Raw genomic sequence first — 25,509 nt, forward strand, 5'->3', positions numbered from 1 at the left:
CCGGCCGGTTCCGGCCGACGGTCCGGTGTCACGGGATCAGGGTCTTTAGCTCAGCTGGTAGAGCGCCACGTTTACACCGTGGATGTCATCGGTTCGATCCCGGTAGGACCCACCGAGAACACAGAAGGAGCCCCGCTGATGCGGGGCTCCTTCTGTGTCCGGGGCCCACGGGCGGTCAGTGGGCGGCTATGCGTTCATGGGCCTGGCAGTCCTCGCAGAAGAGGGTTTCGCAGATGTCCCCGCAACACTGGCAACGGTGCTCTGTGTAGCTCATGACTCGACAGTAATGGCTCTGCCCGTGCGCTACCCGGGGGGCCGCTACTCGACCTGATTGATGAACAGACAGGTAGTCCCGGGCACCCGCCGCACCCCGGGCGGTGGAGCGGTCAGCGCTTCCTGAGAACAGCGGCGAGCCTCTGCGCCAAAACGATCACCACCAGCGATGCCCCGGTCACGAAGAGCAGGGACAGCCACAGGGCCGGCGCGCCGCCGTCGTCGTCGATGCCCAGGCCCAGCCTGCGGGCAGCGATGCAGAGCGCCAGCATGCTCATACCCGCCACGAGGATCGCCGTCCTCCGGTTCCACCGCCATCGTCCCAGCACGCCGTCCACTCTAGCCGCAGACGCCGGGTGTCCTCCTACCGCTGCGCCTCCACCACGCCGACCGGCTTGCCGTCGGCGAAGGTGACGACGTAACCCTGGCCCATGATGTCGACGACGCACTCCCTCGTGCCGGTGACCCGGCAGTCCTCGCCCGTACCGGGCAGCGTGGGGGGCTCCTCGAAGATCGGTTCCAGGAGTTCGGGCGGGATGCCGGGAGGTGCGGGCTCGAAGAACGGGACGGACCCGGGGCGGAGGCAGGTCGAGGGATCGGCGGGATCCGTCCACCAGGCGCCCTCCTCGGTGACCGGACACCGGGGAGAGGGCGTCGCGGACAGGAACCCCTGCGGCAGGTCGCCGGGCCGCCCGGCATCAGTGGGAAGCGGAACCGGCGCCGTCATCGCCCCCGAGCCGGCCGGGGCCCCGGTGGACCCACTCACGCCGGCGGGACCATCGGCGATCGGAGGGAGGTCCGGAGCGGACGCTGGTCCGGCGGTCGCGGCGCCGGGGACTGCCACGGCTTCGTCCGCCGCCGTCCTTCCCTGGACGTCGAGCACCAGGGGTGCTGCGACCAGGGCCGCCGCGGATCCGAAAGCTACCAGAAGAGATCGTGTTGTGTGCTGCATTGTTCCACCCTGCTTGAGAGACCTGTTGGATTGACGCTACGGCGGAGCGTCCGACACCGACACCGAGGTGACTACTCGTACGGGACGTTGACTACCTGCGGCAGACCGTGCAGTCCCTAGGGCTGCGTCAGGTCCGGGAGCCGTCCGGCCAGGTAGGTCAATGCCTCGGAGACACCCGCCTCGATCTTGAGCGACGCGAAATCGTCCCCGCGAGTCCACCCGCGGTTGATGATGACCACGGGCTTGCCCGCCTTCGCCGCGTGGCGGACGAAGCGCAGTCCGCTCATCACGGTCAGTGACGACCCGGCGACCAGCAGGGCGGCCGCGTCGTCGACCATGGCGTACGCGTCGGCGACCCGGCCCTTGGGTACGTTCTCGCCGAAGTAGACGAAGTCGGGCTTGAGCATGCCGCCGCAGACCGGGCACGGTGCCATGAGGAAATCGCCGGTGTCGTCCACGTCGGCATCGGCATCCGGCGCGATGTCCCCGGCATCGGACTGCCGCTCGAGGTAGCCCGGGTTGAGGCCCTCCAGGATCTCCGCGATCCGGGACCGGGGGAAGGACGACGCGCACTGCAGGCACACCACGCGGTCGAACGTCCCGTGCAGGTCGATGACGTTGATGCTCCCGGCCGCCGAGTGCAGCCTGTCGACGTTCTGCGTGATGAGGCCGGACAGCAGGCCCCGCTGCTCCAGTCGCGCGACGGCGGCGTGACCGGCATTGGGGTCGGCCCGGCGCAGGTGCCGCCAGCCCAGGTGGTTCCGCGCCCAGTAGCGGCGCCGGAGGGCCTCGTCGCCGACGAACTGCTGGTACGTCATCGGGTTGCGGGGCACCGACCGCGGACCGCGGTAGTCCGGGATGCCGGAGTCGGTACTGAGCCCCGCACCGGTCAGGATGGCCAGGCGCAGCCCGCCGAGCAGGGCGACGGCCTCGTCGAGGAGGACGCGTTCCGCCTGCTGCAGCGCGGTGAGGTCGGACGCCGGGGGCTCGCGCACGAACCCGGTCAGGCCGAGCCCCGGGTTCGACTCCGGTCCGGGCAGGTCGTCACGCATCCGCATGCCGCCGCCCGGAGCGGTCACAGGGCCGCTTCGACCGAACTCAGCGCGCGGGCGTAGTCGGCGATCGGCCGGCCCTGCCCGTGGGCGGACGACACGACGGCGCGCACCACGCCGGCACCGTCGAGCACGTAGCTGATGCGCTCGGCGTAGCCGTTCTCCTCGTCGAACGCCCTGTAGGCGCGCGTGACCGACCCGTGCGGCCAGAAGTCGGCGAGGAGGTCGAAGGAGATGTCGTTCGCGTCGGCGAACGCCCGCAGCGTGTACTTGTGGTCCACGGAGACCGCCACGAGCGTGACGCCCGCGGCGTCGAACAGCTCCAGGTTGTCCCGGAGCTGCCCGAGTTCGTCCGTGCAGACACGGGAGAACGCGAAGGGGAAGAAGACGACGACGGAGCCGCCGACCAGGGATGACCGGGTCACGGTCTCGCCGAACTGGTTCGCCAGTGCGAACCCGGGTGCCGCCGCTCCGACGTCGAGGGGCACGGCCTACTGCTTCCGGCGGTTGACGAGCCGCGTGGCGGCCCATTCCTTGGACACGCCAGCCGAGGACGTCGAATGCAGTCCGGCCGTCGGGGCGGCTTCCTGGATGTCCGCGGGCGGTACATATCCGGGACGGCCCGACTTCGGCGTGAGGAGCCAGACGACTCCATTGCCGCCCAGCGAGGTCAGGGCGTCCACGAGGGCGTCCACCAGGTCGCCGTCGCCGTTCCGCCACCAGAGCACGACACCGTCGACGACATCCTGGTCGTCCTCGGTGAGCAGTTCGGACCCTACGCCGTCCTCGAGGTTTTCACGGAAATCGAAGTCGACGTCGTCGTCGTAACCGAGTTCCTGGACGAGGTCCCCCTGCTTGAAACCCAACTTGCCTGCCACGTTGACCGCAGTGGCGGCTTCAGCCTCGCTCACTTGTCTCCTCCTGGAAAGACGGGACTGTCGCCCGACGGATCCTGCTATAGATGCACATGCCTACCAGCCAACACCTTTATGCGCCAAGCATCAAGCCAGCGGGCGGATTTCAGGCGCGCCGTCGCCCGGCACGCCCGAATCGACCGCGGTGACGCCCCCGCCACACGCCCTCGGCGTAATCTGCCCGGCGTCCCCGCTCCCGCTACGCATCGGGCGCATGGCGGCGATAGAGTGAAGAACCATATGGCCTGGGTGCTTTCGCCGGGCATACACCTCTGCGCGGGCCCACGAGCCATGCGCAGGCATAAAGCGACACAGACAGAATCTGTGGAAGTGGAGAGATATCGCGTGGCTGCAGAACAAGGTACGGCGGATATTCTGAGCGGTCTGACCGCTGGCAAGCCCGACGGGGATCCCGAGGAGACTGCCGAGTGGATCCAGTCCCTCGACGAGCTGATCAGCACCCAGGGCACCGAGCGCGCGCAGTACATCATGCGTTCGCTCCTCCAGCGTGCCGGCGCCCAGTCCGTGGGCGTTCCGATGGTCACGACGACCGACTACGTCAACACCATCCCGGCGGACCAGGAAGCGGAGTTCCCGGGCGACGAGGAGATCGAGCGCAAGTACCGCGCGTGGCTGCGCTGGAACGCGGCGGTGATGGTGCATCGCGCCCAGCGCCCCGAGATCGGCGTCGGCGGACACATCTCGACCTACGCCGGAGCGGCGACCCTGTACGAGGTCGGCTTCAACCACTTCTTCAAGGGCAAGGACCACCCGGGCGGCGGCGACCAGATCTTCTTCCAGGGCCACGCCTCCCCCGGCATGTACGCCCGCGCCTACCTCGAGGGACGCATCACCGAGGAGGACCTCGACGGATTCCGCCAGGAGAAGTCGAAGGAGGGCCACGCCCTCTCCTCCTACCCTCACCCCCGCCTGATGCCGCACTTCTGGGAATTCCCGACCGTGTCGATGGGCATCGGCCCCATGAACGCCATCTACCAGGCGCAGTCGAACCGCTACCTGCACAACCGCGGCCTCAAGGACACCTCCGAGCAGCAGGTCTGGGCCTTCCTCGGCGACGGCGAGATGGACGAGCCCGAGTCGCGCGGCCTGCTCCAGCTCGCAGCGAACGAGAACCTGGACAACCTCAACTTCGTCATCAACTGCAACCTCCAGCGCCTCGACGGGCCGGTGCGCGGTAACGGCAAGATCATGCAGGAGCTCGAAGCCTTCTTCCGCGGTGCGGGCTGGAACGTCATCAAGGTGGTCTGGGGGCGCGAGTGGGACTCGCTGCTCGCCAAGGACCACGGCGGTGCGCTGGTGGACATCATGAACCAGACGCCCGACGGCGACTACCAGACCTACAAGGCCGAGTCCGGCGGCTTCGTCCGCGACCACTTCTTCGGCAAGTCGCCCGAGACGAAGGCCATGGTCGAGGACCTCACCGACGCCGAGATCTGGAACCTCAAGCGCGGCGGCCACGACTACCGCAAGGTGTACGCGGCATACAAGGCCGCCACCGAGTTCAAGGGAAAGCCGACGGTCGTCCTCGCGAAGACGGTCAAGGGATACGGACTGGGCCCGCACTTCGAGGGACGCAACGCGACCCACCAGATGAAGAAGCTGACCAACGCCGACCTGAAGGCGTTCCGCGACCACCTGCGGATCCCCGTCACCGACGAGCAGATCGACGATGACCTCTACAACGCGCCGTACTACCACCCGGGCGCCGATGCACCCGAGATCAAGTACATGCTCGAGCGCCGGGCTGAGCTCGGCGGTTTCGTCCCGGAGCGCCGGACCAAGCACGCCGACGTCGTGCTGCCCGGCGACAAGGCATACGAGACGGCCAAGAAGGGGTCCGGGAAGCAGATGGCCGCCACCACCATGGCGTTCGTGCGCATCCTGAAGGACCTCATGCGCGACAAGGAGTTCGGCAAGCGCATCACGCCGATCATCCCCGACGAGGCACGCACCTTCGGCATGGACTCGTTCTTCCCGACGGCCAAGATCTACAACCCCAAGGGCCAGAACTACCTGTCCGTGGACCGCGACCTCGTCCTCGCCTACAAGGAGTCCGTCCAGGGCCAGATCCTGCACGCGGGCATCAACGAGGCGGGATCCATGGCCGCCTTCACGGCAGCCGGCAGCGCCTACGCCACCCAGGGTGAGCCGCTGATCCCGATCTACGTCTTCTACTCCATGTTCGGCTTCCAGCGCACCGGCGACTCCATCTGGGCGGCCGCGGACCAGATGGCGCGCGGATTCATCATCGGGGCGACCGCCGGACGCACCACGCTGACCGGTGAGGGCCTGCAGCACGCCGATGGGCACTCGCCGATCCTCGCGTCGACCAACCCCGCCGTCATCACCTACGACCCGGCGTTCGGCTACGAAATCGGGCACATCATGCGTGACGGGCTCAACCGGATGTACGGGGACATCGGCGACAAGCCGGAATCCTTCCGCAACGTCATGTACTACGTGACCGTCTACAACGAACCGTTCCAGCAGCCCGCCGAGCCGGAGGAACTGGACGTCGCGGGCCTGCTCAAGGGCATCTACCTGCTGAAGCCCGCGAAGGTCGACGGGCCGAGGACGCAGCTCCTCGCGTCCGGCGTCGCCGTCCCGTGGGCCCTCGAGGCGCAGAAGATCCTCGCCGACGAGTGGGGTGTCTCGGCCGACGTCTGGTCCGTGACCTCCTGGAACGAACTGCGCCGCGACGGCCTCGACGCCGAGGAGGAGGCCTTCCTCAACCCGGGCGCCGAAGCACGCACGCCGTTCGTGACGCAGCAGCTCGAGGGCGCGACAGGTCCGATCGTCGCGGTGTCCGACTTCATGAAGGCCGTCCCCGACCAGATCCGCCAGTTCCTGCCGAACGAGTTCGCGACCCTCGGAGCCGACGGCTTCGGCTTCTCCGACACCCGCGCGGCGGCACGCCGGTTCTTCAAGATCGACAGCCACTCCGTCGTCGTCCGGGCGCTGGAGATGCTCGCCCGCCGCGGCGAGGTCGACGCGAACGCGCCGAAGGAAGCGATCGAGAAGTACCGCCTGCTCGACGTGAACGCCGGGACCACCGGCACCACGGGCGGCGAGGCCTAGGCCCCGAGTTCCGCTGGAGGGCGGCGGCGGGAGCAGTCACGAACTGTTCCCGCCGTCGCCCTTTTTGTAGCCTTCACACAAATGGAAGGTGGCGGGTCGGAGACCGTATGCTCGGAGGATGCCGCAGCCTGACGACGTTCCCGCCAGCGTCCCGACCACGGGAGGGGCGACGAACGCGGGCACCGCTCCCCCGGATCCGGCGACCGTCGAGAAGCTCCGCGCCACCATCGGGTCGCTGTCCACGGCGACGCTCCGGCAGCTCGACGCCGACCTGCCGTGGTACCGCGGACTGCGGCCGGACGAGCGCTCGGCGCTCGGCATGGTGGCGCAGAAGGGCATCGCGTCCTTCGTCAACTGGTACCAGAAGCCCGTCTCGCCGGCCTGGGTCCTCAGCGACGTCTTCGGCACGGCACCCACGGAGCTCACCCGCTCCATCAGCCTTCAGAAGGCCCTGCAGCTCATCCGGGTGGTGGTGCAGGTCGTCGAGGACCACGTCCCGTTCCTCGCGCCGGCCGCCGACCAGGGGCCCCTGCGTGAAGCCGTGCTCCGCTACTCGCGCGAGGTTGCCTTCGCCGCGGCCGACGTCTACGCCCGGGCCGCAGAGACCCGCGGATCCTGGGACACGCGGCTCGAAGCACTCGTGGTGGACGCCATCCTGCGCGGCGAGAGCTCGGACGCGCTCCGTTCCCGGATCGCCGCTGTCGGCTGGAAGTCCCAGGCCCGCATCACCGTGATGGTCGGCAGCGCCCCACAGGAGCCCAACGCCGGCTTCCTCAACGAACTCCGTCGCGTCACAGGGCGCCTGGCCGAGGACGTCCTCGTCGGCATCCAGGGCGAGCGGCTCATCCTGGTCCTGGGCGGGGTCCGGGATCCAGCCAAGGCCTACCCGAGGATCAGCGAGCTCTTCGGCGACGGCGCCGTGGTCCTGGGACCCGAGGCGGAGTCGCTGGTCGCCGCGAGCAGTTCGGCCCAGGCGGCCTTCGCGGGACTGACGGCCGCGAGGGCGTGGCCCGGAGCGCCCCGGCCGGTCTCCTCCGAGGACCTGTGGCCCGAGCGCGTCATGTCGGGCGACGACACCGCGCGGCGCTCCCTCATCAGGACGATCTACCGCCCGCTCCTGGCTGCCTCGAACGGGCTCGAGCAGACCCTGTCCGCCTACCTCAGCCTCGGGCACTCGCTGGAAGCCACCGCCCGGTCCCTCTTCGTGCACGCGAACACCGTCCGGTACCGGCTCCGCCGCGTCTGCGATGTCACCGGCTGGGACCCGCTCGTCCCCCGCGAGGCCTACGTCCTCCAGACGGCGCTGGTCGTCGGCCGCCTCGCGCCACCGCCGACGGCCGCCGTGCTCGGCGGACCGGCAGCCGGGACGGGGCGCGCAGCACGCGCCGCACCCGCCGACCAGGGCGCGACAGCGGCTGCCGCGCGTGCGGTGTCCTTGTAGACTTCCTACAACGCTGCACAGTGAGCTTGGTTCAGGCGAACACCCGATAATGCTCCACCGATTTGGAAAGCTGGAAGAGTGCTTGCAATTGCCTGCCCCGGACAGGGCTCACAGACTCCGGGCTTCCTGAGCCCCTGGCTCGAGCTCCCGGGAGTCCGGGACCACCTGGAACGGCTCAGCGACCGCGCCGGCACGGACCTGGTCCGCCACGGCACCGTCTCCGACGAGGAGACCATCAAGGACACCGCCGTCGCCCAGCCGCTGATCGTCGCGGCGGGCCTCGTCACCGCGCGCCTGATCCTCCAGGACCACCCGCTCACCGCGGCCACCGTCGTCGCGGGGCACTCCGTGGGTGAACTGACCGCCTCGGCCGTCGCGGGGGCACTCACCGAGGACGACGCCGTCGCCTTCGTCCGGGTCCGGGCCAACGCCATGGCCGAAGCCGCCGCCGCACTGCCCACCGGCATGAGCGCCGTCCTGGGCGGCGACCCCGACGAGGTAGCCGCCGTGCTCGCGGACCTCGGGCTCACCGCCGCGAACGCCAACGGAGGAGGGCAGGTCGTCGCCGCGGGTACCCTCGAACAGCTGGCTGCCCTCGCCGACGCTCCTCCCGCCAAGGCGCGCGTCATCCCCCTGAAGGTCGCCGGGGCCTTCCACACCAGTCACATGGCCCCAGCCGTGACGGCCCTCGAAGCGCTGCGCCCCAGCCTCTCGCCGACGGACCCGCTCGCCACCCTCGTGTCCAACTATGACGGAAGGCCCGTCGCCGCCGGCGAGGGCAACCTGGACAGCCTCATCGCGCAGGTCTCCCGCCCGGTGCGCTGGGACCTCTGCATGCAGTCCATGCAGGCGATGGGTGTCACCGGGATGATCGAACTGTCACCCGCAGGCACGCTGACCGGTCTGGCCAAGCGTGGAATGCGCGGTACGGCGGCACTCGCAGTAAAGTCGCCGGAGGACCTGGACGCCGCCCGCAGCTTCATCACGGAGCATTCGCGGACCTCGGATCCGGATCCGTCCCTTACCTCCGAAGGACCTCAGTGAGCATCGCCGCAATGAAGCAAGCCCCCCTCCGCGAACACACCCGCATCCTCGGCGTCGGCGCGTACCGGCCGGAGGTCATCGTCACCAACGACGACGTGTGCCAGTGGATCGACTCCTCCGACGAGTGGATCCGGCAGCGGACCGGCATCGTCACCAGGCACCGCGCGCCCCGGGATGTCAGCGTCATCGACATGGCGGAGGCCGCCTCCCGCGAGGCGCTGGAGGCGGCGGGCATCGACGCGTCGCAGCTCGGGGCCGTCCTCGTCTCGACGGTGACCCACCCCTACGCCACGCCGTCGGCGGCCGCTCAGCTGACCGACCGGCTGGGAGCGACGCCCGCACCCGCCTTCGACATCTCCGCAGCCTGCGCCGGCTACTGCTACGGCATCGCGCAGGGTGACGCGCTGGTGCACGCCGGGACCGCTGAGTACGTCCTTGTGGTGGGCGTCGAGAAGCTCTCCGACTTCATCGACAACTCCGACCGCACCATCTCGTTCCTCCTCGGCGACGGCGCCGGCGCCGTGGTGATCGGCCCCAGCGACTCGGCGGGCATCGGCCCGTCCGTGTGGGGATCGGACGGCAGCAAGCACGAGGCCATCCGCATGCACCGGTCCCTCATCGACGTGCGCGACTACGCCATCGGCGCCGTCGCCACCGACACGGAGCGCGCGGCCGACGTCGACGCCGGCCGCGAGAGCCTCTGGCCCACGATGCGCCAGGACGGTCCCACGGTGTTCCGCTGGGCGGTCTGGGAGATGGCCAAGGTCGCGCAGCAGGCCCTGGACGCGGCCGGCGTGACCGCCGACGACCTCGCGGTGTTCCTCCCCCACCAGGCCAACATCCGTATCATCGATGAGATGGTGAAGCAGCTGAAGCTGCCCGAGCACGTCTACGTGGCTCGGGACATCGTGGACGCCGGCAACACCTCCGCCGCCTCGATCCCGCTCGCCATGCACCGCACCCTGAAGGAACAGCCGTCGCTCCGCGGCACGCTGGCCCTGCAGATCGGTTTCGGTGCAGGCCTCGTGTTCGGCGCCCAGGTCATCGTTCTCCCCTAGTTTTCAAGCCCAGACCGCGAGAGTGCGGTTTGACCATCCCCGCCGGTGCACCGGCAAGAACAGAAAAGGAGCCACCATGGCTAGCAACGAAGAAATCCTGACCGGCCTCGCCGAGATCGTCAACGAGGAGACGGGCCTCGCCCCGGAGTCCGTCGAGATGGACAAGTCCTTCACGGACGACCTGGACATCGACTCCATCTCGATGATGACCATCGTCGTCAACGCCGAGGAGAAGTTCGGCGTGCGCATCCCCGACGAGGAAGTCAAGAACCTGAAGACCGTCGGCGACGCCGTCAACTTCATCTCGGGCGCACAGGCCTAGTTCCTGCGGTTCCGAGCGCTGCGGCCGCTCCCGGCGTCCCCGCCGTGAGCGGCCGTACTCGTAATCCCCCCGCCCCGGTCGAGCCGGCGCACCTCCCAGCTTCGAAAGAGTGACCATGCCACGCAAAGTCGTCATCACCGGACTCGGTGCAACCACCCCCATCGGCGGGGATGTCCCGACCATGTGGGCCAACTCCCTCAAGGGAGTCTCGGGCGCACGGACCATCGAAGCCGACTGGGTGCAGAAGTACGAGCTGCCGGTCACCTTCGCCGCCCAGATCACGACCCCCGCCTCGGAGGTCCTGTCCCGGGTCGAGGCCAAGCGGATGGACCCGTCCACGCAGTTCGCCGTCGTCGCCTCCCGCGAGGCGTGGCGGGACTCGGGGATCGAGGAGGTCGACAAGGATCGCCTGGCCGTCGCGTTCGCGACCGGCATCGGCGGCGTGTGGACGCTGCTCGACGCCTGGGACACGCTGCGCGAGAAGGGTCCCCGGCGGGTCCTGCCCATGACCGTGCCGATGCTCATGCCCAACGGCCCGGCCGCAGCCGTCAGCCTCGACCTAGGCGCCCGCGCCGGCGCCCACACCCCGGTGTCCGCCTGCGCCTCAGGCACCGAGGCACTGCACCTGGGCCTCGACCTGATCCGTTCCGGCAAGGCCGACGTCGTCATGTGCGGCGGCGCCGAAGCCGCCATCCATCCGATGCCGATCGCGGCATTCGCCGCCATGCAGGCGCTGTCACGGCGGAACGACGAGCCGGAGCTGGCCTCACGTCCCTACGACACGGCCCGTAACGGCTTCGTCATGGGCGAGGGCGCCGGAGCGCTCGTCATCGAGGCCGAGGAGCACGCCTTGGCGCGCGGCGCCCGCATCTACGCCGAGCTCGCAGGCACCTCCGTCACCGCGGACGCCTACCACATCACAGCCCCCGACCCCGAGGGCCTGGGTGCGACCCGTGCCCTGAAGGCGGCCCTCTTCGACGCCCGCGCCCAGGCGGAGGATGTGGTCCACATCAACGCGCATGCCACCTCGACGCCGGTCGGCGACAAGCCCGAGTACATCGCCCTGAAGGCCGCCCTGGGCAACCATGTGCACGAGGTCGCGGTATCGGCGACGAAGTCGCAGACCGGTCACCTCCTCGGGGCGTCCGGTGCCGTGGAAGCCGTGATGACGGTCCTCGCCATCCACGAGCGCAAGGCCCCGGTGACGATCAACCTCGACAACCAGGATCCCGAGATCCCCCTCGACGTCGTCACCTCCCCGCGCGACCTGCCCTCGGGCGACATCGTCGCCCTGAGCAACTCCTTCGGGTTCGGCGGCCACAACGCCGTCATCGTCCTCCGGAACGTCTGACCCTCCGCAAGGGGAAAGGCGCCACCCCCGTGGGGTGGCGCCTTTCCCCTTGCGGTCGATGCGGTGTGACATCGGAGCCCTGCGGCCGCAGCCGGGGCGAAGGTCTGCCGCCGACGGGACGTGCGGTCAACCCACCTGGTGCAGCCAGCGCACGGGCGCGCCCTCGGCGGCGTGGCGGAAGGGCTCCAGTTCCTCGTCCCACGACTCCCCGAGTGCGAGGGACAGTTCGTGGTAGACGGCAGCGGGATCGCCCGCTCCTGCCTCATAGGCGTAGCGGATGCGGTCCTCCGTCACCATGATGTTGCCGTGGACGTCCGTCGTGGCGTGGAAGATCCCGAGCTCGGGCGTGTGGGACCATCGGCCGCCGTCGGCGCCGGCGCTCTGTTCCTCGGTGACCTCGTAGCGAAGGTGTGCCCATCCGCGGAGCGCGGACGCGAGCTGCGCGCCGGACCCCTGCGGGCCGACCCAGGAGAGTTCGGCGCGCAGCATTCCGGGCGCGGCGGGCTGCGCCGTCCACTCCATGTCGATGCGCTTGTCCAGCACGGAGCCGATCGCCCATTCGACATGGGGGCACAACGCAGTAGGGGCTGAGTGCACGTACAAGACACCGCGCGCCATCACAACAGACATTCCATCCTCCATAGCTGTAGGTACGTCTTCCCCAACGACCTGCAACGGATGATGACAGTGCGATTAACCTGGCAGAGCTTCACGAGACCACCCGCGTTACCACGCGGGATCCGCCTGACTCCTGCTCATTCTGCACGAGACGCGTGAATTTCGCCACTTCGACAGCCCGCTGCCCATCCCTTGGACGGCCAGGCCCGGAATGGCTAGCCGACAGCGGTTCCTCACGCCCTCGGATGTGCCTGCTCGTAGCTGCGGCGGAGCCGGTCGACCGACACGTGCGTGTACAGCTGGGTGGTGGCGAGGCTGGAGTGCCCGAGGATCTCCTGGACCGCCCGGAGGTCGGCGCCGCCATCGAGCAGATGGGTCGCGGCGCTGTGGCGCAGCGCGTGCGGCCCGCTCGCGGCGGTGTCGCCCAGCGCGTCGAGGGTCGCGCTGACCTGCGCTCGCACCGCGCGCTGGTCGATCCGCCCTCCGCGCCGGCCCAGGAAGAGCGCGGGGCCGCTCTTCTCCGACACCCACCGTGGCCGGCCGCGTCGTAGCCAGTCGTCGACGGCGTGCGCTGCCGGGACGCCGTAGGGGACGGTGCGCTCCTTCGCGCCCTTGCCGAGCACCACGAGCGTTCGGCGCTCCGTGTCGAGGTCGTCGATGTCGAGACCCACCAGCTCGCCGACGCGGACTCCCGTCGCGTACAGCAGTTCGAGCATCGCGCGCAGTTGCAGCTCCTGCGGGTCGCCCTGTTCGGTCCGCTCGGCGACGGTCGTGAACATCGCGGCGGCCTGCGGCTGGCTGAGGACGGCGGGCAGGGTACTCGTCCTTTTGGGGGCACGGAGTCGGAGGGCCGGGTTGGCGGGGATCAGATCCTCCCGAACCGCCCAGTCCATGAAGGTGCGGACCGATGCGGCCCGCCGGGCGATCGTCGACCGGGACAGCCCGGCGGCGTCGAGCGCTCCGAGCCACGCGCGGAAATGCCGCAGTTCCAGCTGCGTGAGCGCGGTGACGCCCGACTCCCCTGCATGCAGCAGGAAGAGTTCCACGTCCTTCAGGTACGCGCGCACCGTGTGCTCCGAACGGTTGCGCTCCCGCGTCAGGTAGTCGCCGAAACCGTCGAGGCCGGCGCGGAGCTCGCTCGCCAATCCCGCACTGCTGTCTGCCATGAGTTCCTCCGCTCCCAGTATCCACGGCACACTCCGTCCGGCATGCTCTCCGACCCGGCGAGGCGCCCGCGGGCACCGAGCGGCAACAGGGCGGCAACCGGGCGGGCTCACCGCTGGAGGTCCTGCGCGAGACGCGGACCGGGATCTGCTCGGTGCTCCCGTTCGAGGTCCAGCAGCGCGGTCTTGGTCGCCGTCCCCGCGGCATACCCGACCACGGCTCCGGTGCTGCCGACCACCCGGTGGCCCGGCACCATGATCGACACGGGATTGTCGCGCACTGCCGCACCGACCGCGCGGCCCATCCGGGGGTTGCCGAGCTGCGTGGCGATATCGCGGTAGCTGCGGGTCTCCCCGTAGGGGATCGCCCCCACCTCGGCCCACACCCGGTGCTGGAAGGCCGTGCCGTGGAGCTCGACCGGAGTGTCGAACGTGCGGCGCGTTCCAGCGAAGTACTCACCGAGCTCCCGGCCCGCCTGGCGGAGGAGGTCGACGGTCCGGGCGGGAGGGGCCGCGGCTCGGGCCTCCGCCGCCGTCGGGAAACCCCGCTCGTGGAGGTGGTTCTCCGTGCTGCGGTGCCCGAGACGCGCCCGGTCCGGCGCCGGGGAATGCCCCGCGTGATACAGGCCGATGATCGCATCCGCACCGGCGACGACAAGCAGGGGTCCCACGGGTGATGGGATCTCGTGATGCCACCGGTCCGTCTCCGGGTCGTCGGGATGGTCGCTGGTCATGTGTGTCCTCCTGGGTGGCGGGTAGGGCGGGCGGGCTCAGGTGGAGCCGCGGTGGTGGACTCGGAGGTTCGATGGAGGTGGGCCGGTCAGGCTCTCCGGCGGCACCACCCGCCGCCGGCCCTCACCGCGAGTCCCGCCAGCTCGAGGCGCGCGAGTCCGCTGATGACCTCCCGCGTGGAAAGGCCCGCGACGATGGACAGCTTGTCCACCGTGGTCGGAGCACGGACCGGGAGGCCGTCCAGCAGCAGCAGGTCCGGGATGGTGAGGCCGTCGTGGTCCCGGACGGGAGCGGCGTCGGCCCGTGCCTGGTCGCCGAGCGACTCTGCCCCGAGCGGCCCCGCGAGCTCGACGACGTCGTCGGCGTCCGTGACGCATACCGCCGTCCCGTCCCTCAGCAGCCGGTGGCACCCCGCGGAGTTCACCGATTGCACGGAGCCCGGTACGGCTCCGACCGGACGGCCGAGCCCGGCGGCATGGTGTGCCGTGTTGAGCGCCCCGGAGCGCCACCGCGCCTCGACCACGACCGTCACCGCGCTGAGGGCGGCGATCAGCCGGTTGCGCTGGAGGAACCGCCAGCGCGTCGGGGAGCTGCCGGGCGGCACCTCCGAGATGAGCACGCCCTGGTCGGCGATCGCGCGCAGCAGGTCCTCGTTCCCGGCCGGGTAGTACCGGTCGATTCCGCAGGCCAGGATGGCGACGGTGGAGGCGTGGTCCCCTCCCCCGGTCGTGGCGAGCGCGGCCCGGTGCGCCTGCGCGTCGATGCCGTAGGCGCCGCCGGACACCACGGTGTAGCCGCGCAGGGCGAGGCCCGAGGCCAGGTCGATGGTGACGGAGGACCCGTAGGCGGTGCTGTCCCGCGACCCGACCAGTGCGGCGAGACGCGCGGACGGCGGGATCTCGTGCCGCCCCCGGACCCAAAGGCACAGGGGTGCCGTTCGCTGCAGGTCATCCAGCCCCGCCGGCCAGTCGTCGGACTCCGGGATGACGAGGCGCCCGCCGAGCCGTTCCAGCGTCGCCAGGTCCCTCTCGGGTGCCAGGTCGCGGAGCCGTGGAGTCCACCGCGCCAGCCCGTCCTCGAGCGGACGGCGGCCGCCGTCCGGGATGTCGAGTGTTTCGCTCAGGTGGCCGTGCACATCGGGGCCCGCCATGACCTCCCGACGGGCGATGCGCAGGGCATCCCGGGGTCCTACTACCGACACCAGGGCCAGGCCGACGGCATCCGATGGTTCGAACAGGCGGGACAGCGCGGCCCTGGCCAGACGGAGGTCCTGCTGCTCCCGACTCACGCGGCACGCTCCTGCAGCCGGAAGCCGAGAGCGGTGACGACGTCGTCCGCCTCAGGGCGGGAGCGCCCGGCCAGGTCCGCAATGGTCCACGCGACGCGCAGGACCCTGTCCCAGCCGCGAGCGCTGACGAGATTCCGGTCGAGCGCGCGATCGAGTGAGGCCGTGACCGCCCGGGGAAGCGCGAGCTCACCGCGGAGGATCCTCCCCTGGACCTCCGCGTTGGTGGCGTAGTCCCAGCGGTGGAGGCGTTCCCGCTGGGCTGCCCGCGCCTCGGCGACCCTGCCCGCCACGGCCGCGGAGGTCTCGGCCGACCGGACGTCCACGTAGTCGACCAGACTCACACGCTGGACGGCCAGTTGCAGGTCGACGCGGTCCAGGAGCGGCCCAGAGAGGCGGTTGAAGTACCTCCGGCGCTGCTGCGCGGTACACATGCAGTCGATCCCCTTCCCGTTCGCGAGACCGCAGGGGCAGGGGTTCAGGGCCAGGACGAGCTGGAACCGGGCAGGGTAGGACGCCGTGCCGGAGGCCCGGTGCAGGACCAGCCTGCCGCTCTCGAGCGGCTCGCGCAGCGCCTCGAGCACGCGTCTCTCGTACTCGGGCGCCTCATCGAGGAACAGGATGCCCCGATGCGCCCGGGAGGCAGCGCCCGGTCTCGGGATGCCGGTGCCACCCCCGATGATCGATGCGGGCGTCGCCGTGTGGTGCGGGCTCTCGAAGGGCGGCTTCCGCACCAGCTCGGTGCAGAACCGTTCGCCGGAGAGGCTGTGGATCGCCGACACCTCCATCGCGTGGTCGTCCTCGAGATCCGGGAGGATGCCCGGCAGCCGCTCCGCGAGCATCGTCTTGCCAGCGCCCGGCGGTCCGACCATGAGGAGATGGTGGGCGCCCGCGGCGGCGATCTCGAGCGCGAACCTCGCCTCGTGCTGGCCCGCGATGTCGGAGAGATCCCGGGCCGGCAGGGGCCGTGCCGTGTGGACGACCGGTTCGCTGCGGACGACGGGCTCGGGCAGCGTGACCTGCGCGGCGTCCGCACCGAAGGCCAGCACCACCTCGGCGAGCGTGCGGTAGGACCCGACCTCGGCGGCCGGGACGAGGGCTGCCTCCGGCGCGTTCTCCTCCGCGACGATGATGCGATGGTGCCCGGCCTCCACGGCAGCCATCACCGCGGGCAGCACACCGCGGACCGGCCGGAGCTGCCCGTCCAGCCCCAGCTCGGCGATGAAGACCGTGGACCCAACGCCGCGGACATCGCCCGCCGCGGCCAGCGCCGACATGACGATCGCGAGGTCGAAGGACGACCCCCGCTTCGGCAGGGACGCGGGGATCAGGTTCACCGTGATCTTCCGACGGCTGAGCGGCACGCCGGCGTTGCGGGCCGCGGCCCTGATCCGGTCCTTGGCCTCGTTGAGCGCCGCGTCCGGGAGGCCGAGCAGCACGAACGCGGGCAGGGTCTGCCCGATGTCCGCCTCGACCTCCACCACATGCCCGTTCATGCCCACGAGGGACACGGCGTAGGTACGTCCGAGCGCCATCAGATCACGGCCCGCACGTGTTCGATGCGCGGTGTTCCCGTGCCGTCGTCGAGCACGCCGACGGCGTCGATCCGGAAACCGCTGAACCGCCGGTTGTGCGCGCGGGCCCACTGCGAGGCGAGCAGATACAGCCTCTGGAGCTTGGCGGCCGTGATGGCCTCGAGGGGTTGCCCGAAATCGTCCGAGCTGCGCGTCTTGACCTCGACGACCACGAGGGTGGACCCGTCCACCGCCACGAGGTCGATCTCCCCCGCCGGGCACCGCCAGTTCCGATCCACGATCGTCAGACCGGCCCGCTCCAGGAAGACGGCGGCTGTCGCTTCCCCGCGACGCCCCAATTGATCCTTCGCCAACATGGCTATCACCTCCGCCCCCAGCCTCGTCGCGGCGGGTGGCCCCCACGGGGCGTCGGGCGGCTATGTGGACAACCAGACGACGCCGCCCCGGTCCACACGCCGGACACGGCACTGGTGGACGGACCGGCGTCGTCCTAGCGTGGAGGTGCAGCGGCAGCCGGCCGGCCGCCGCGCAGTCGACGGATGGAGGACACCGTGTCAGAGCAGAGTGATGTCATTCCCGGTGGGACCGAAGCGGATCTCCAGGGGCAGCGGGCCTCGGCCGGGGCCGGGGCGGCGAGCATGGCTGCGGCCGGTGAGGGGACGGGAGGCTCGGAGGCCGACCGGCAGGAACAGGACACCCCCTCGACGTCGGTGCCCCCGGCGGTGGTGTGGGCATCGCTGGCGAAGGGACAGGCGGCTCGGAAGCCGATCGCCTGGAGCAGGCCGCGGACGTGCCGCTCGATGCCGAGGACGCCTTCCCGCACGGGAGCGGGGACGACACCGGGTCCTGACGTGGTGGGACCCGGCGTCCTGACGGGGTAGCACCTGTCTACCGCGGTTCGGCAGGCCCCGCTCGCCGTGGCGGTAGGACCTCGGGCCTGGAGGTAGCCAGGACCCCCCGCCGTGGGCGCCCGGAGGGCGTCAGTTGCCCAGGGTGCCGTCCTTGGGCAACGCGATGTCGTCCGACTTGGCGAGCTCCTCCACGTTGACGTCCTTGAACGTGATGACGCGGACGTTCTTCACGAAGCGGGCCGAGCGGTACACGTCCCACACCCACGCGTCCTGCAGCGTCAGGTCGAAGTAGACCTCGCCGTCGGCAGAGCGCGCCTGGAGGTCCACGTGGTTGGCCAGGTAGAACCGGCGTTCCGTCTCCACGACATAGCTGAACAGTCCCACGACGTCCCGGTACTCGCGGTAGAGCTGGAGCTCCATGTCTGTTTCGTAGTTCTCAAGATCCTCGGCACTCATTCGACCATCATCCTCCACTTTCCATACGGGCTGCGCCGGGCCGGTCTAGGCTCCCCAGACGCCAGGTCCTTCGGTGGTACGCACTGGGGCCGGCCGCGTCGATGGCCGCGCGATGACCCTCCGTCGCATAGCCCTTGTTCACGTCCCACCCGAACTCCGGATGGTCCGCGGCGAGCGACACCATCAGGGCATCCCGCTCCACCTTGGCCAGTACGCTGGCTGCCGCCACGCTCAGGCACGTCAGGTCCGCCTTGATCCGGGTGTGGACCGGGGCGGTGCATCCGGCGAGGTCCACCTGCTCGACCGGGGCGCACGCGCCGTCGTCCGTCCCGTAAAGCACCCCCTGGGACCGCGCGGACAGCCAGTCGTGGTTACCGTCGAGGATGACGACGTCGGGGGTGACGGTGTCCAGGACCGAGGCCCAGGCCCTGCCCCCGGCTGCGCGCAGCGCGGACATCAGTCCCAGCGCGTCGATCTCGGCTGCCGAGGCGTGGCCGACGGCGGACGCGACGGACCAGCGGCGGATGCGGGGCACGAGCGCCTCGCGCTCGGACGGAGGGAGCAATTTGCTGTCCCGCACGCCGCGCAGAGGGGAGGGCGCACCGAGGTCGACGACGACGATGCCCACCGACACCGGCCCGGCCAGGGCCCCCCTGCCGACCTCGTCGCATCCGGCCACGTAGCGATGACCGGCAGTGGCGAAGGACTTCTCGACGCTCAGGGTGGGCGCGGTGGAGCGTTTCCTGCGCAGGGCCGTCATGGACCGGTGGGCGTGGGAGCTGGAGTGGCGGCGGAAGTCGGCCGCGCATCGGTCTCGGGCTCGGGTACGCCGTCGAACACCTCCGATGGGGTGCCGAGGAGACCGATCCGGTTCAGCGGCCAGGCGATGACCGCGGCCCTGCCCTCGACGTCGTCGATCTGGACGAAACCCGCACCGGGCTTGTCCCGGTTGGCCCGCGAGTCGGCGGAGGCGTTGCGGTGGTCCCCCATCACCCAGAGCTTGCCCTCGGGCACGACCACGTCGAAGGGCACGTCCGAGGGGCTTGCTCCCGGGTAGAGGTACGGCTCGTCGAGCGGCTCGCCGTTGACGGTGAGGCGGCCCTGGGCGTCGCAGCAGATGACGTGGTCACCCGGGAGCCCGATGACACGCTTCACCAGGTGCTGCTGGGACTCGTCGGGGGCGAGACCGATGAAGACGAGCGAGTCCTTGAGCCAGCTGCCCTGCGTCTCGGTCTGCACGGGGAGCCAGCCCTCGGTGTCGCTGAAGACGACGATGTCCCCGCGCTGCAGGTCGAAGGGCTGCGGCACCAGCCGATTGACGAAGATGCGGTCGTCGATCTCCAGGGTCTCCTCCATGGAGCCCGAAGGGATGAAGAACGCCCGGAAGAGGAAGGTCTTGATGAGGAAGGAGAGCACCAGCGCGATCACGACGATCGTGCCGATCTCCTTGAGCCAGGCGCCGACGCCGCGATCGCGGTCCTTGCCGTCGCGGCGTCGATCCCGGGGAGCGTCGGGCACGGCCCCGCCCGCAGGGGGTGCACCGGGATCGGACGCCGGTGCTGCGGGGGCCTCGGCCCGCGAAGAGGACTTCCTGCGGAAGCTCCGTGCCATGTGAAAACTTTCCTCTGTACTCGTGATGCCCGGCTGCCGCCGGCTCCGGGAACGGGCCTCCGACAGGCGGCCCGGGCTCCGATTCGACGTCAGTCGGACGGTCGGTCGATCGGGCCGGACCGGTCCAGTGGCCAGACTAGCTGAAAGGCCCGCCCGATGATCCGATCCTCGGCGACGAGCCCCCCGCCCGGCGAGCCGAGCAGCGACCGCGAGTCCATCGATGCCGAGCGATGGTCGCCGAGGAGCCACAGCCGCCCCTCGGGGACGACGACGTCGAACCTCGTGGTGCTCGCGGCCTCGTCCGGGTGGACGTACGGCTCGTCGAGGACGGTGCCGTTGACCGTCAGCGACCCGCCTGCGCTGCAGCACGCCACGCGGTCACCGCCGACACCGATGACGCGCTTGACGTAGGTGGTGTCGTTTCCGGCGAGTCCGAGCCACTGACCCGCGCCGGCGAGGACCTGCTCGGGGAGGCTCCGCGGATCACGGATCGGGTCGAAGGACCCGCGGCCGTCGAACACGACGACGTCGCCGCGCTGGACACCCTGGTCCGCGAGCTTGCTCACGAGCACGCGGTCGCCCTCCGTGAGCAGGGGCTCCATCGATGCCGACGGGATGAAGTAGACGTCCAGCAGGAATCCTCGCACGAGTCCGGTGACCAGGACGGCGAGGAAGACGGCGGAGAACACGAAACGCCAGCCCACAGAGCGGGGCCGGCGTTTCGGTTGCCCTCCAGCCGATGACCGGGAAGCGGGCGTTTCATGCACCAGAGGGAGCTACTTGACCGTCTTGGGGTCGCGCTTCTCCTTGATTTTCGCTGCCTTGCCGCGCAGTTCGCGCATGTAGTACAGCTTGGCGCGACGCACGTCGCCCTTGGAGACGACCTCGATCTTGTCGAGGACCGGGCTGTGCACGGGGAACGTACGCTCCACGCCGACACCGAAGCTCACCTTGCGGACCGTGAAGGTCTCGCGGATGCCGTCGCCCTGGCGACCGAGCACGAAGCCCTTGAAGATCTGAACACGGGTGTTCTTGCCTTCGATGATGTTGACGTGGACATTGACGGTGTCACCCGCGCGGAAGTCGGGGACGTTGTCGCGGAAGGATCCGGCGTCAACCGAGTCGAGAATATGCATGGTCATGCTCCTGGTGAACGCCACAGGTCATCCACGTTGGTCACGGCGGCCGAGGACCGGACGCATGGCCCGGACAATACCGCCGAAGTAGGTTTTCCGGCCGATCCGATGATTCGGTGGCCGGTGTGTGGAACTGTTGGCCGGACGCCCCCTGTGGCAGGGACCGGCCCAGTGGACACAGAGCACGATTATTCCACAGCGCAGACGCCAACTGCTAATGCTGCGGTTTCGTCAGCCGGCCGTCGACGACGTCGAAACCCGCCGCACGCAGCGCCTTGAGATCCGCTTTCCCCAGGACGCCGACGTCGACCCGGGCGAGGAGGTCCGGGCGGCGGTCGGCGGTGCGCTGGAACTGCTCGAGACGGCGCCATTGCGCGATCATCGCGTGGTTGCCGCTCAGGAGCACGTCGGGGACGTCGCGCCCGCGCCACGACGACGGTTTGGTGTACACGGGGTATTCGAGCAGGCCGTCCGAGTGGGACTCCTCCACGAGGGACTCCGGGTTGCCGACGACACCGGGGATGAGCCGCGCCACGGCCTCGACCATCGCGAGGACTGCCACTTCCCCGCCGTTGAGCACGTAGTCGCCGAGTGAGACCGGCCGGACGTCGAACTCCTCGCGCGCCCAGTCGACCGCGCGCTCGTCGATGCCCTCGTACCGGCCGCACGCGAAGACCAGATGATCGAGCTCGGCGAGCTCGTACGCCATCGCCTGGTCGAACACGGCACCGGCCGGCGACGGCACGATGAGGGTGGGCCGGGACGCGCCGGCGGGTGCCTCCGCCCGGACCGCCTCGAGCGCCTGCGCCCAGGGCTCGGGCTTCATGACCATGCCCGCGCCGCCGCCGTAGGGGGTGTCGTCGACCGTCCTGTGCCTGTCGGTCGTGAACGACCGCAGGTCATGGATGCGCACGTCCAGCACGCCGTCCTGGCGCGCCTTCCCGATGAGGGACAGGTCGAGCGCGGCGAGGTACTCCGGGAAGATGGAGACGACGTCGATGCGCACTAGTCGCGCGTCCCGCCCGGCCCGGAGTCGGCGGCGGAATCGCCGGGAGCGGCGTCGCCCGCGACGTCGTCGCCGTCGTCGGGCGCCTGGTTGGAGCCGGGGGTGTTGAGGTCGAAGAGGCCGGTCGGCGGGACGATGGTCACGAAGCCCCCCTCCGGGTCCACCTCGGGCACGATCGATCCGACGAACGGCACCAGCGCCTCGTGGCCGTCGGCGAGTTCGACGACGAGGAGGTCCTGGACCGCCATGGTCCGCAGGGCGGTGACCTTGCCCACGGACGTCCCGTCGACGCGGGCGTCGAGGCCGACGAGCTCGTGCTCGTACCAGGCGTCGTCGTCGTCGTCCTGGGCGCCGGCCGTGTCGACGAAGAGCTGTGCACCGCGCAGCGTCTCGGCCTGGTTGCGGTCCGCCACCTGCTCGAAGGCGACGATCAGGATGTCCTTGTTCCACCGCGCCTTCACGACCGTCAGTTCGGCGACCCCCGCGCCCTCGACACGGAAGGTCCCGCCCGGCTCGAAGCGGTCCTCCGGGGCGTCGGTGAAGAGCTGGACCGTCACCTCTCCGCGGATGCCGTGGGGCTTCCCGATCCTGGCTGCGAGTACGTCCATCGTGGTGCTCCTGCTTGGTCTGGCTGATGCGTGGGTACTACCTGGGTATATGGGAACGGCCCCACCACCAGGTCCTGGTGGTGGGGCCGTTCAGCATGCTGTCTGCCGTGAAGCTCGGGGCCGGTCAGTCCCGGCGGCGGTCGGTGTCCACGACGTCGACCCGCACCGGTTCGCCGTCCGCGAGGGCCGACACCACGGTGCGCAATGCCCGGGCGGTGCGCCCCTGGCGGCCGATCACGCGGCCGAGGTCCTCCTGGTGGACGCGGACCTCGAGCGTCTCGCCGCGGCGGTTGTTCTTCGCGGAGACCCTGACATCGTCAGGGTTGTCGACGATGCCGCGGACGAGGTGCTCCAGAGCTTCGGCCAGCAAGTTACTCTGCCTCGGTGGCTTCCGCGGCGGCGTCGTCGGTCTTCTTCGCCTTCGGCGTGATGGCCTCGGGGACGATCACCGAGCCCTTCTCGGGGGCGACGAACGCCTCCTTGGCGGCCTTGGTCCTCAGGGTGCCTTCCTGGCCCTTGAGTCCCTTGAACTTCTGCCAGTCACCGGTGATCTTCAGCAGGACGGAGACCTGCTCGGTGGGCTGCGCGCCGACACCGAGCCAGTACTGTGCACGCTCGGAGTTGATCTCGATGAACGAGGGCTCCTCGGTGGGGTTGTACTTGCCGATCTCTTCGAGGGCACGGCCATCACGCTTGGAGCGTGAATCCATGACGACGACGCGGTAGAACGGTGCGCGGATCTTGCCCATGCGCTTGAGGCGAATCTTTACGGCCACTTGTGTGGTCACTCCTTGTAAATGAAAAGGGGGCGAACCCGTCATCCTGCTCCCGTGGGGCGGGCCATTCATGAGGGTTCAAAGGACACAATGCACGCGCAGAGAGAGGGGCTGCGCGGATCGAGTACGGAACCATTGTGCCAGACGGCCGTGCTTTAGGCGATTCCGCCCGACGTGTCGGCGGCAGCCACCCTGATCCGGTTCCGCCAGGGGTCCTCGAAGCGCAACTCCGCCCCCGTGTGGTGGGTTGCGACGCCCGCGTGGGCCAGGCGGTCCGCCAGTGCACCGACCCCGTCCGCCGCCGGCACGCGGATGAGGACCTCGCCGAGTCCGAGGGTGTCCTTCCGCGGCCCGGCACCCCTGCTGTTCCAGACATTCATGGCCATGTGGTGGTGGTAGCCGCCGGCGGAGACGAACAGGGCCTGGTCGTGCCACCCGGCGGTGCGCTCGAAGCCGAGGACGTCCACGTAGAAGCGATGCGCCGTGCCGACGTCGCCGACCTGCAGGTGGATGTGGCCCACCCTCGCGGCCCTCGACGCCGCGTGCGACGCCGCGTCCTCGGTGAGGTACCGCTCGACGTAGTCCCGCGGGGGGAGGGGGAGGCTGTCCATCACCACCGTGCGGGTGCCGCGCCCGTCGCCCGTCCACGTCCACTCGCCCCTGGGCCGGTCGACATACAGTTCGATCCCGTTCCCCTCGGGGTCGGTGAAGTAGAACGCCTCGCTCACGAGGTGGTCTGCACTGCCCACGTAGGTACTGAGAGGATGCCGGGCGGCGGAGGCGACGGCGGCCGCCAGGTCCGCACGGTCCGTGAAGAGGAGGGCGGTGTGGAAAAGGCCGGCGTCACCGCGCTGCGGGAGGTGCAGGTGACGGGCGGACTCGAGGCGGAGGACCGCGCTCCCCCGCCGGCCGAGGACGACGGCGTCGGCCCCGTCCTCGAGCACTTCGAGCCCGAGGGCCGTGGTGTAGTAGTGGGCCAGACCGCCGAGATCATCGACCCTGAGCGTCAGCGCCCCCATGGCGGTATCGGCGGGCAGCAGGTCCTGCATGGGCATGTCGGCTCCTCGAGGTGGAAGGTTCTCCCCCTGCACAACTAGTTGAAGCTTCAACTTATTCCACGGATGCGGTCATGACCTCGCCGCGGAGCACCACGGCGCGGAGGGAGGCGAGGGTGCCCACCCCCAGGCGCGGATCGGCAGCGCAGACGACGGCGTCGGCGCTCGCCCCCTCCTCGATCCCCGGGAAACCCAGCCAGGCACGCGCGGACCAGCAGGCCGCGTCGAGTGCCGCGGCGGGGCCGAGACCCGCAGCGGACAGCGCCGCCACCTCGTCGGGGAGCCTGCCGTGGGCGATGACACTGCCGGCGTCGGTACCCGCATAGACGGCGATCCCGGCATCGTACGCCCGCCGGACCATCTCCTCCCGACCACCCCACAGCCGGCGCATGTGCGCCGCGTAGTCGGGATACTTGCCCGCGGCGCCGTCGGCGATGGCGGGGAAGGTGTCGATGTTGATCAGCGTGGGGACGATCGCCACGCCCTGCTCCCGGAATCGGGGGATGTGCCGCGGGAGCATGCCGGTGGCGTGCTCGATGCAGTCGATCCCGGCGTCGAGCATCCCGTCGAGCGTCTCGGCCGCGAAGCAGTGGGCGGTCACACGGGCACCCTCCGCGTGCGCGGCGTCGACCGCCTCCCTGAGGGCCGCGGGAGGGAAGGCGGGGGCGAGGTCGCCGAGGGAACGGTCGATCCAGTCCCCCACGATCTTGACCCAGCCGTCGCCGCGCCGCGCCTGCTCCGCGACGGCTCCGGCGAGGTCCGCCGGCTCCACCTCGACGGCGTAGTCGCGGAAGTAGCGGCGCGTCCGCGCCACGTGCCGGCCCGCGCGGACGAGGCGGGGCAGGTCGGCGCGGCCCTGCACCCACCGCGTGTCGTTGACGACCCCGGCATCGCGGATGAGCAGCGTGCCTGCGTCCCGGTCCTGCAGCGCCTGCTGTTCCGCCAGCTCGTTGGGCACCCGCCCCCGTCCGTCGAGGCCGACATGGCAGTGGGCGTCCACCAGGCCGGGCAGCACCCAGCCCTCGATCGTCCGTGCCGGCCGGCCGGGTGGGCGCCGGAAGGTGAACCGACCGTCCTGCACGTAGACGTCGGGCACGGACCGCGATGGCGCCGGCAGCACCGTCCCGGTGAGGTGCAGGAAACCGGGCCCGTCAGGCAGCACGGGATCCGT

29 protein-coding genes and 1 tRNA gene are annotated in these 25,509 nt (G+C 70.1%); 8 read left to right on the plus strand and 22 right to left on the minus strand.

Going from position 1 to position 25,509, the window contains the following annotated elements; genetic code table 11:
- Positions 1-39 precede the first annotated feature (39 nt).
- A tRNA-Val gene (locus IWX63_RS11210) sits at positions 40-112 on the plus strand.
- Positions 113-386: 274 nt separating this feature from the next.
- On the opposite strand, the gene IWX63_RS11215 is transcribed toward IWX63_RS11210, so the two are convergent.
- The 5 genes from IWX63_RS11215 to IWX63_RS11235 all read right to left on the minus strand — a co-directional run bounded on the left by IWX63_RS11215 (position 387) and on the right by IWX63_RS11235 (position 3,188).
- Positions 387-602 carry a hypothetical protein gene (locus IWX63_RS11215; protein ID WP_199278243.1) on the minus strand — a complete coding sequence of 72 codons (216 nt, stop codon included), beginning with the start codon at positions 600-602 and terminating at the stop codon, positions 387-389.
- A 35-nt stretch (positions 603-637) separates the two neighbouring features.
- Positions 638-1,225, minus strand: coding sequence for a hypothetical protein (locus tag IWX63_RS11220; RefSeq protein ID WP_199278244.1), 588 nt, complete (start codon positions 1,223-1,225; stop codon positions 638-640).
- A 116-nt stretch (positions 1,226-1,341) separates the two neighbouring features.
- Entirely contained in the window at positions 1,342-2,277 is a 936-nt protein-coding gene (locus tag IWX63_RS11225) for an NAD-dependent protein deacetylase (protein ID WP_199278316.1), read from the minus strand.
- A gap of 23 nt (positions 2,278-2,300) precedes the next feature.
- On the minus strand, positions 2,301-2,765 hold the full coding sequence (locus IWX63_RS11230; protein ID WP_199278245.1) for a redoxin domain-containing protein: 465 nt from the start codon (positions 2,763-2,765) through the stop codon (positions 2,301-2,303).
- A 3-nt stretch (positions 2,766-2,768) separates the two neighbouring features.
- On the minus strand, positions 2,769-3,188 hold the full coding sequence (locus tag IWX63_RS11235) for a DUF3052 domain-containing protein (protein WP_199278246.1): 420 nt from the start codon (positions 3,186-3,188) through the stop codon (positions 2,769-2,771).
- 294 nt (positions 3,189-3,482) lie between these two features.
- Between IWX63_RS11235 and aceE the strand changes: the two genes are divergently transcribed.
- From aceE to fabF, 6 genes are all read left to right on the plus strand, one after another.
- On the plus strand, positions 3,483-6,290 hold the full coding sequence (gene aceE, locus IWX63_RS11240; RefSeq protein ID WP_199278247.1) for a pyruvate dehydrogenase (acetyl-transferring), homodimeric type: 2,808 nt from the start codon (positions 3,483-3,485) through the stop codon (positions 6,288-6,290).
- Between the two features lie 118 nt (positions 6,291-6,408).
- Positions 6,409-7,731: a PucR family transcriptional regulator gene (locus IWX63_RS11245; protein WP_199278248.1), complete on the plus strand. Its 1,323-nt coding sequence runs from the start codon at positions 6,409-6,411 to the stop codon at positions 7,729-7,731.
- Positions 7,732-7,809: 78 nt separating this feature from the next.
- Positions 7,810-8,775, plus strand: coding sequence for an ACP S-malonyltransferase (locus IWX63_RS11250; protein WP_199278249.1), 966 nt, complete (start codon positions 7,810-7,812; stop codon positions 8,773-8,775).
- An 11-nt stretch (positions 8,776-8,786) separates the two neighbouring features.
- Positions 8,787-9,833, plus strand: coding sequence for a beta-ketoacyl-ACP synthase III (locus IWX63_RS11255; protein ID WP_442859127.1), 1,047 nt, complete (start codon positions 8,787-8,789; stop codon positions 9,831-9,833).
- A 76-nt stretch (positions 9,834-9,909) separates the two neighbouring features.
- A complete protein-coding gene (locus IWX63_RS11260; RefSeq protein WP_043445747.1) occupies positions 9,910-10,155 on the plus strand; it encodes an acyl carrier protein in 246 nt (81 codons plus the stop codon).
- 115 nt (positions 10,156-10,270) lie between these two features.
- Entirely contained in the window at positions 10,271-11,506 is a 1,236-nt protein-coding gene (gene fabF, locus IWX63_RS11265; protein ID WP_199278251.1) for a beta-ketoacyl-ACP synthase II, read from the plus strand.
- Between the two features lie 126 nt (positions 11,507-11,632).
- Here the strand turns inward: fabF and IWX63_RS11270 are convergent, their stop codons facing one another.
- The 6 genes from IWX63_RS11270 to IWX63_RS11295 all read right to left on the minus strand — a co-directional run bounded on the left by IWX63_RS11270 (position 11,633) and on the right by IWX63_RS11295 (position 17,204).
- Positions 11,633-12,136 carry a DUF3145 domain-containing protein gene (locus IWX63_RS11270; RefSeq protein WP_087026634.1) on the minus strand — a complete coding sequence of 168 codons (504 nt, stop codon included), beginning with the start codon at positions 12,134-12,136 and terminating at the stop codon, positions 11,633-11,635.
- A gap of 221 nt (positions 12,137-12,357) precedes the next feature.
- Entirely contained in the window at positions 12,358-13,290 is a 933-nt protein-coding gene (locus IWX63_RS11275; protein WP_199278252.1) for a tyrosine recombinase XerC, read from the minus strand.
- A gap of 107 nt (positions 13,291-13,397) precedes the next feature.
- Positions 13,398-14,021 (minus strand): methylated-DNA--[protein]-cysteine S-methyltransferase, encoded by a 624-nt coding sequence (locus tag IWX63_RS11280; RefSeq protein ID WP_199278253.1) that lies wholly within the window; start codon positions 14,019-14,021, stop codon positions 13,398-13,400.
- Positions 14,022-14,107: 86 nt separating this feature from the next.
- Entirely contained in the window at positions 14,108-15,307 is a 1,200-nt protein-coding gene (gene dprA / locus IWX63_RS11285; RefSeq protein WP_199278254.1) for a DNA-processing protein DprA, read from the minus strand.
- A complete protein-coding gene (locus IWX63_RS11290; RefSeq protein WP_199278255.1) occupies positions 15,304-16,839 on the minus strand; it encodes a YifB family Mg chelatase-like AAA ATPase in 1,536 nt (511 codons plus the stop codon). Before IWX63_RS11290 ends, dprA begins: the two co-directional genes overlap by 4 nt.
- Positions 16,839-17,204, minus strand: coding sequence for a YraN family protein (locus IWX63_RS11295; protein ID WP_199278256.1), 366 nt, complete (start codon positions 17,202-17,204; stop codon positions 16,839-16,841). The genes IWX63_RS11290 and IWX63_RS11295 overlap by 1 nt, the downstream gene beginning before the upstream one ends.
- A gap of 186 nt (positions 17,205-17,390) precedes the next feature.
- On the opposite strand from IWX63_RS11295, the gene IWX63_RS11300 reads away from it, so the two are divergent.
- On the plus strand, positions 17,391-17,720 hold the full coding sequence (locus tag IWX63_RS11300; protein ID WP_199278257.1) for a hypothetical protein: 330 nt from the start codon (positions 17,391-17,393) through the stop codon (positions 17,718-17,720).
- Between the two features lie 99 nt (positions 17,721-17,819).
- Here IWX63_RS11300 and IWX63_RS11305 read toward each other — a convergent pair whose 3' ends face one another.
- The 11 genes from IWX63_RS11305 to IWX63_RS11355 all read right to left on the minus strand — a co-directional run bounded on the left by IWX63_RS11305 (position 17,820) and on the right by IWX63_RS11355 (position 25,500).
- Positions 17,820-18,146: a DUF2469 domain-containing protein gene (locus IWX63_RS11305; protein ID WP_043445771.1), complete on the minus strand. Its 327-nt coding sequence runs from the start codon at positions 18,144-18,146 to the stop codon at positions 17,820-17,822.
- 7 nt (positions 18,147-18,153) lie between these two features.
- Positions 18,154-18,906: a ribonuclease HII gene (locus IWX63_RS11310; RefSeq protein ID WP_199278258.1), complete on the minus strand. Its 753-nt coding sequence runs from the start codon at positions 18,904-18,906 to the stop codon at positions 18,154-18,156.
- Positions 18,903-19,757 carry a signal peptidase I gene (gene lepB / locus IWX63_RS11315; RefSeq protein WP_199278259.1) on the minus strand — a complete coding sequence of 285 codons (855 nt, stop codon included), beginning with the start codon at positions 19,755-19,757 and terminating at the stop codon, positions 18,903-18,905. Before lepB (IWX63_RS11315) ends, IWX63_RS11310 begins: the two co-directional genes overlap by 4 nt.
- Positions 19,758-19,846: 89 nt before the next feature.
- The gene (gene lepB / locus IWX63_RS11320; protein WP_334685812.1) at positions 19,847-20,461 is read right to left on the minus strand and encodes a signal peptidase I; all 615 of its coding nucleotides are present in this window, start codon (positions 20,459-20,461) and stop codon (positions 19,847-19,849) included.
- Positions 20,462-20,533: 72 nt separating this feature from the next.
- Positions 20,534-20,893, minus strand: coding sequence for a 50S ribosomal protein L19 (gene rplS / locus IWX63_RS11325; protein ID WP_055773319.1), 360 nt, complete (start codon positions 20,891-20,893; stop codon positions 20,534-20,536).
- 214 nt (positions 20,894-21,107) lie between these two features.
- Positions 21,108-21,899, minus strand: a complete 792-nt coding sequence (gene trmD, locus IWX63_RS11330; RefSeq protein WP_199278260.1) for a tRNA (guanosine(37)-N1)-methyltransferase TrmD — start codon at positions 21,897-21,899, stop codon at positions 21,108-21,110.
- A complete protein-coding gene (gene rimM / locus IWX63_RS11335) occupies positions 21,899-22,507 on the minus strand; it encodes a ribosome maturation factor RimM (RefSeq protein WP_199278261.1) in 609 nt (202 codons plus the stop codon). The genes trmD and rimM overlap by 1 nt, the downstream gene beginning before the upstream one ends.
- Positions 22,508-22,631: 124 nt before the next feature.
- Positions 22,632-22,877 (minus strand): RNA-binding protein, encoded by a 246-nt coding sequence (locus IWX63_RS11340; protein WP_199278262.1) that lies wholly within the window; start codon positions 22,875-22,877, stop codon positions 22,632-22,634.
- A 1-nt stretch (position 22,878) separates the two neighbouring features.
- Complete coding sequence (gene rpsP / locus IWX63_RS11345) at positions 22,879-23,283, minus strand: 30S ribosomal protein S16 (protein ID WP_043445782.1); 405 nt, start codon at positions 23,281-23,283, stop codon at positions 22,879-22,881.
- 155 nt (positions 23,284-23,438) lie between these two features.
- On the minus strand, positions 23,439-24,338 hold the full coding sequence (locus tag IWX63_RS11350) for a VOC family protein (RefSeq protein WP_199278263.1): 900 nt from the start codon (positions 24,336-24,338) through the stop codon (positions 23,439-23,441).
- A 55-nt stretch (positions 24,339-24,393) separates the two neighbouring features.
- Complete coding sequence (locus IWX63_RS11355) at positions 24,394-25,500, minus strand: amidohydrolase family protein (protein ID WP_442859124.1); 1,107 nt, start codon at positions 25,498-25,500, stop codon at positions 24,394-24,396.
- Positions 25,501-25,509: the final 9 nt, after the last annotated feature.

It is taken from the genome of Arthrobacter sp. CAN_A2 (genome assembly GCF_015752045.1).
Lineage (GTDB): Bacteria > Actinomycetota > Actinomycetes > Actinomycetales > Micrococcaceae > Arthrobacter_D.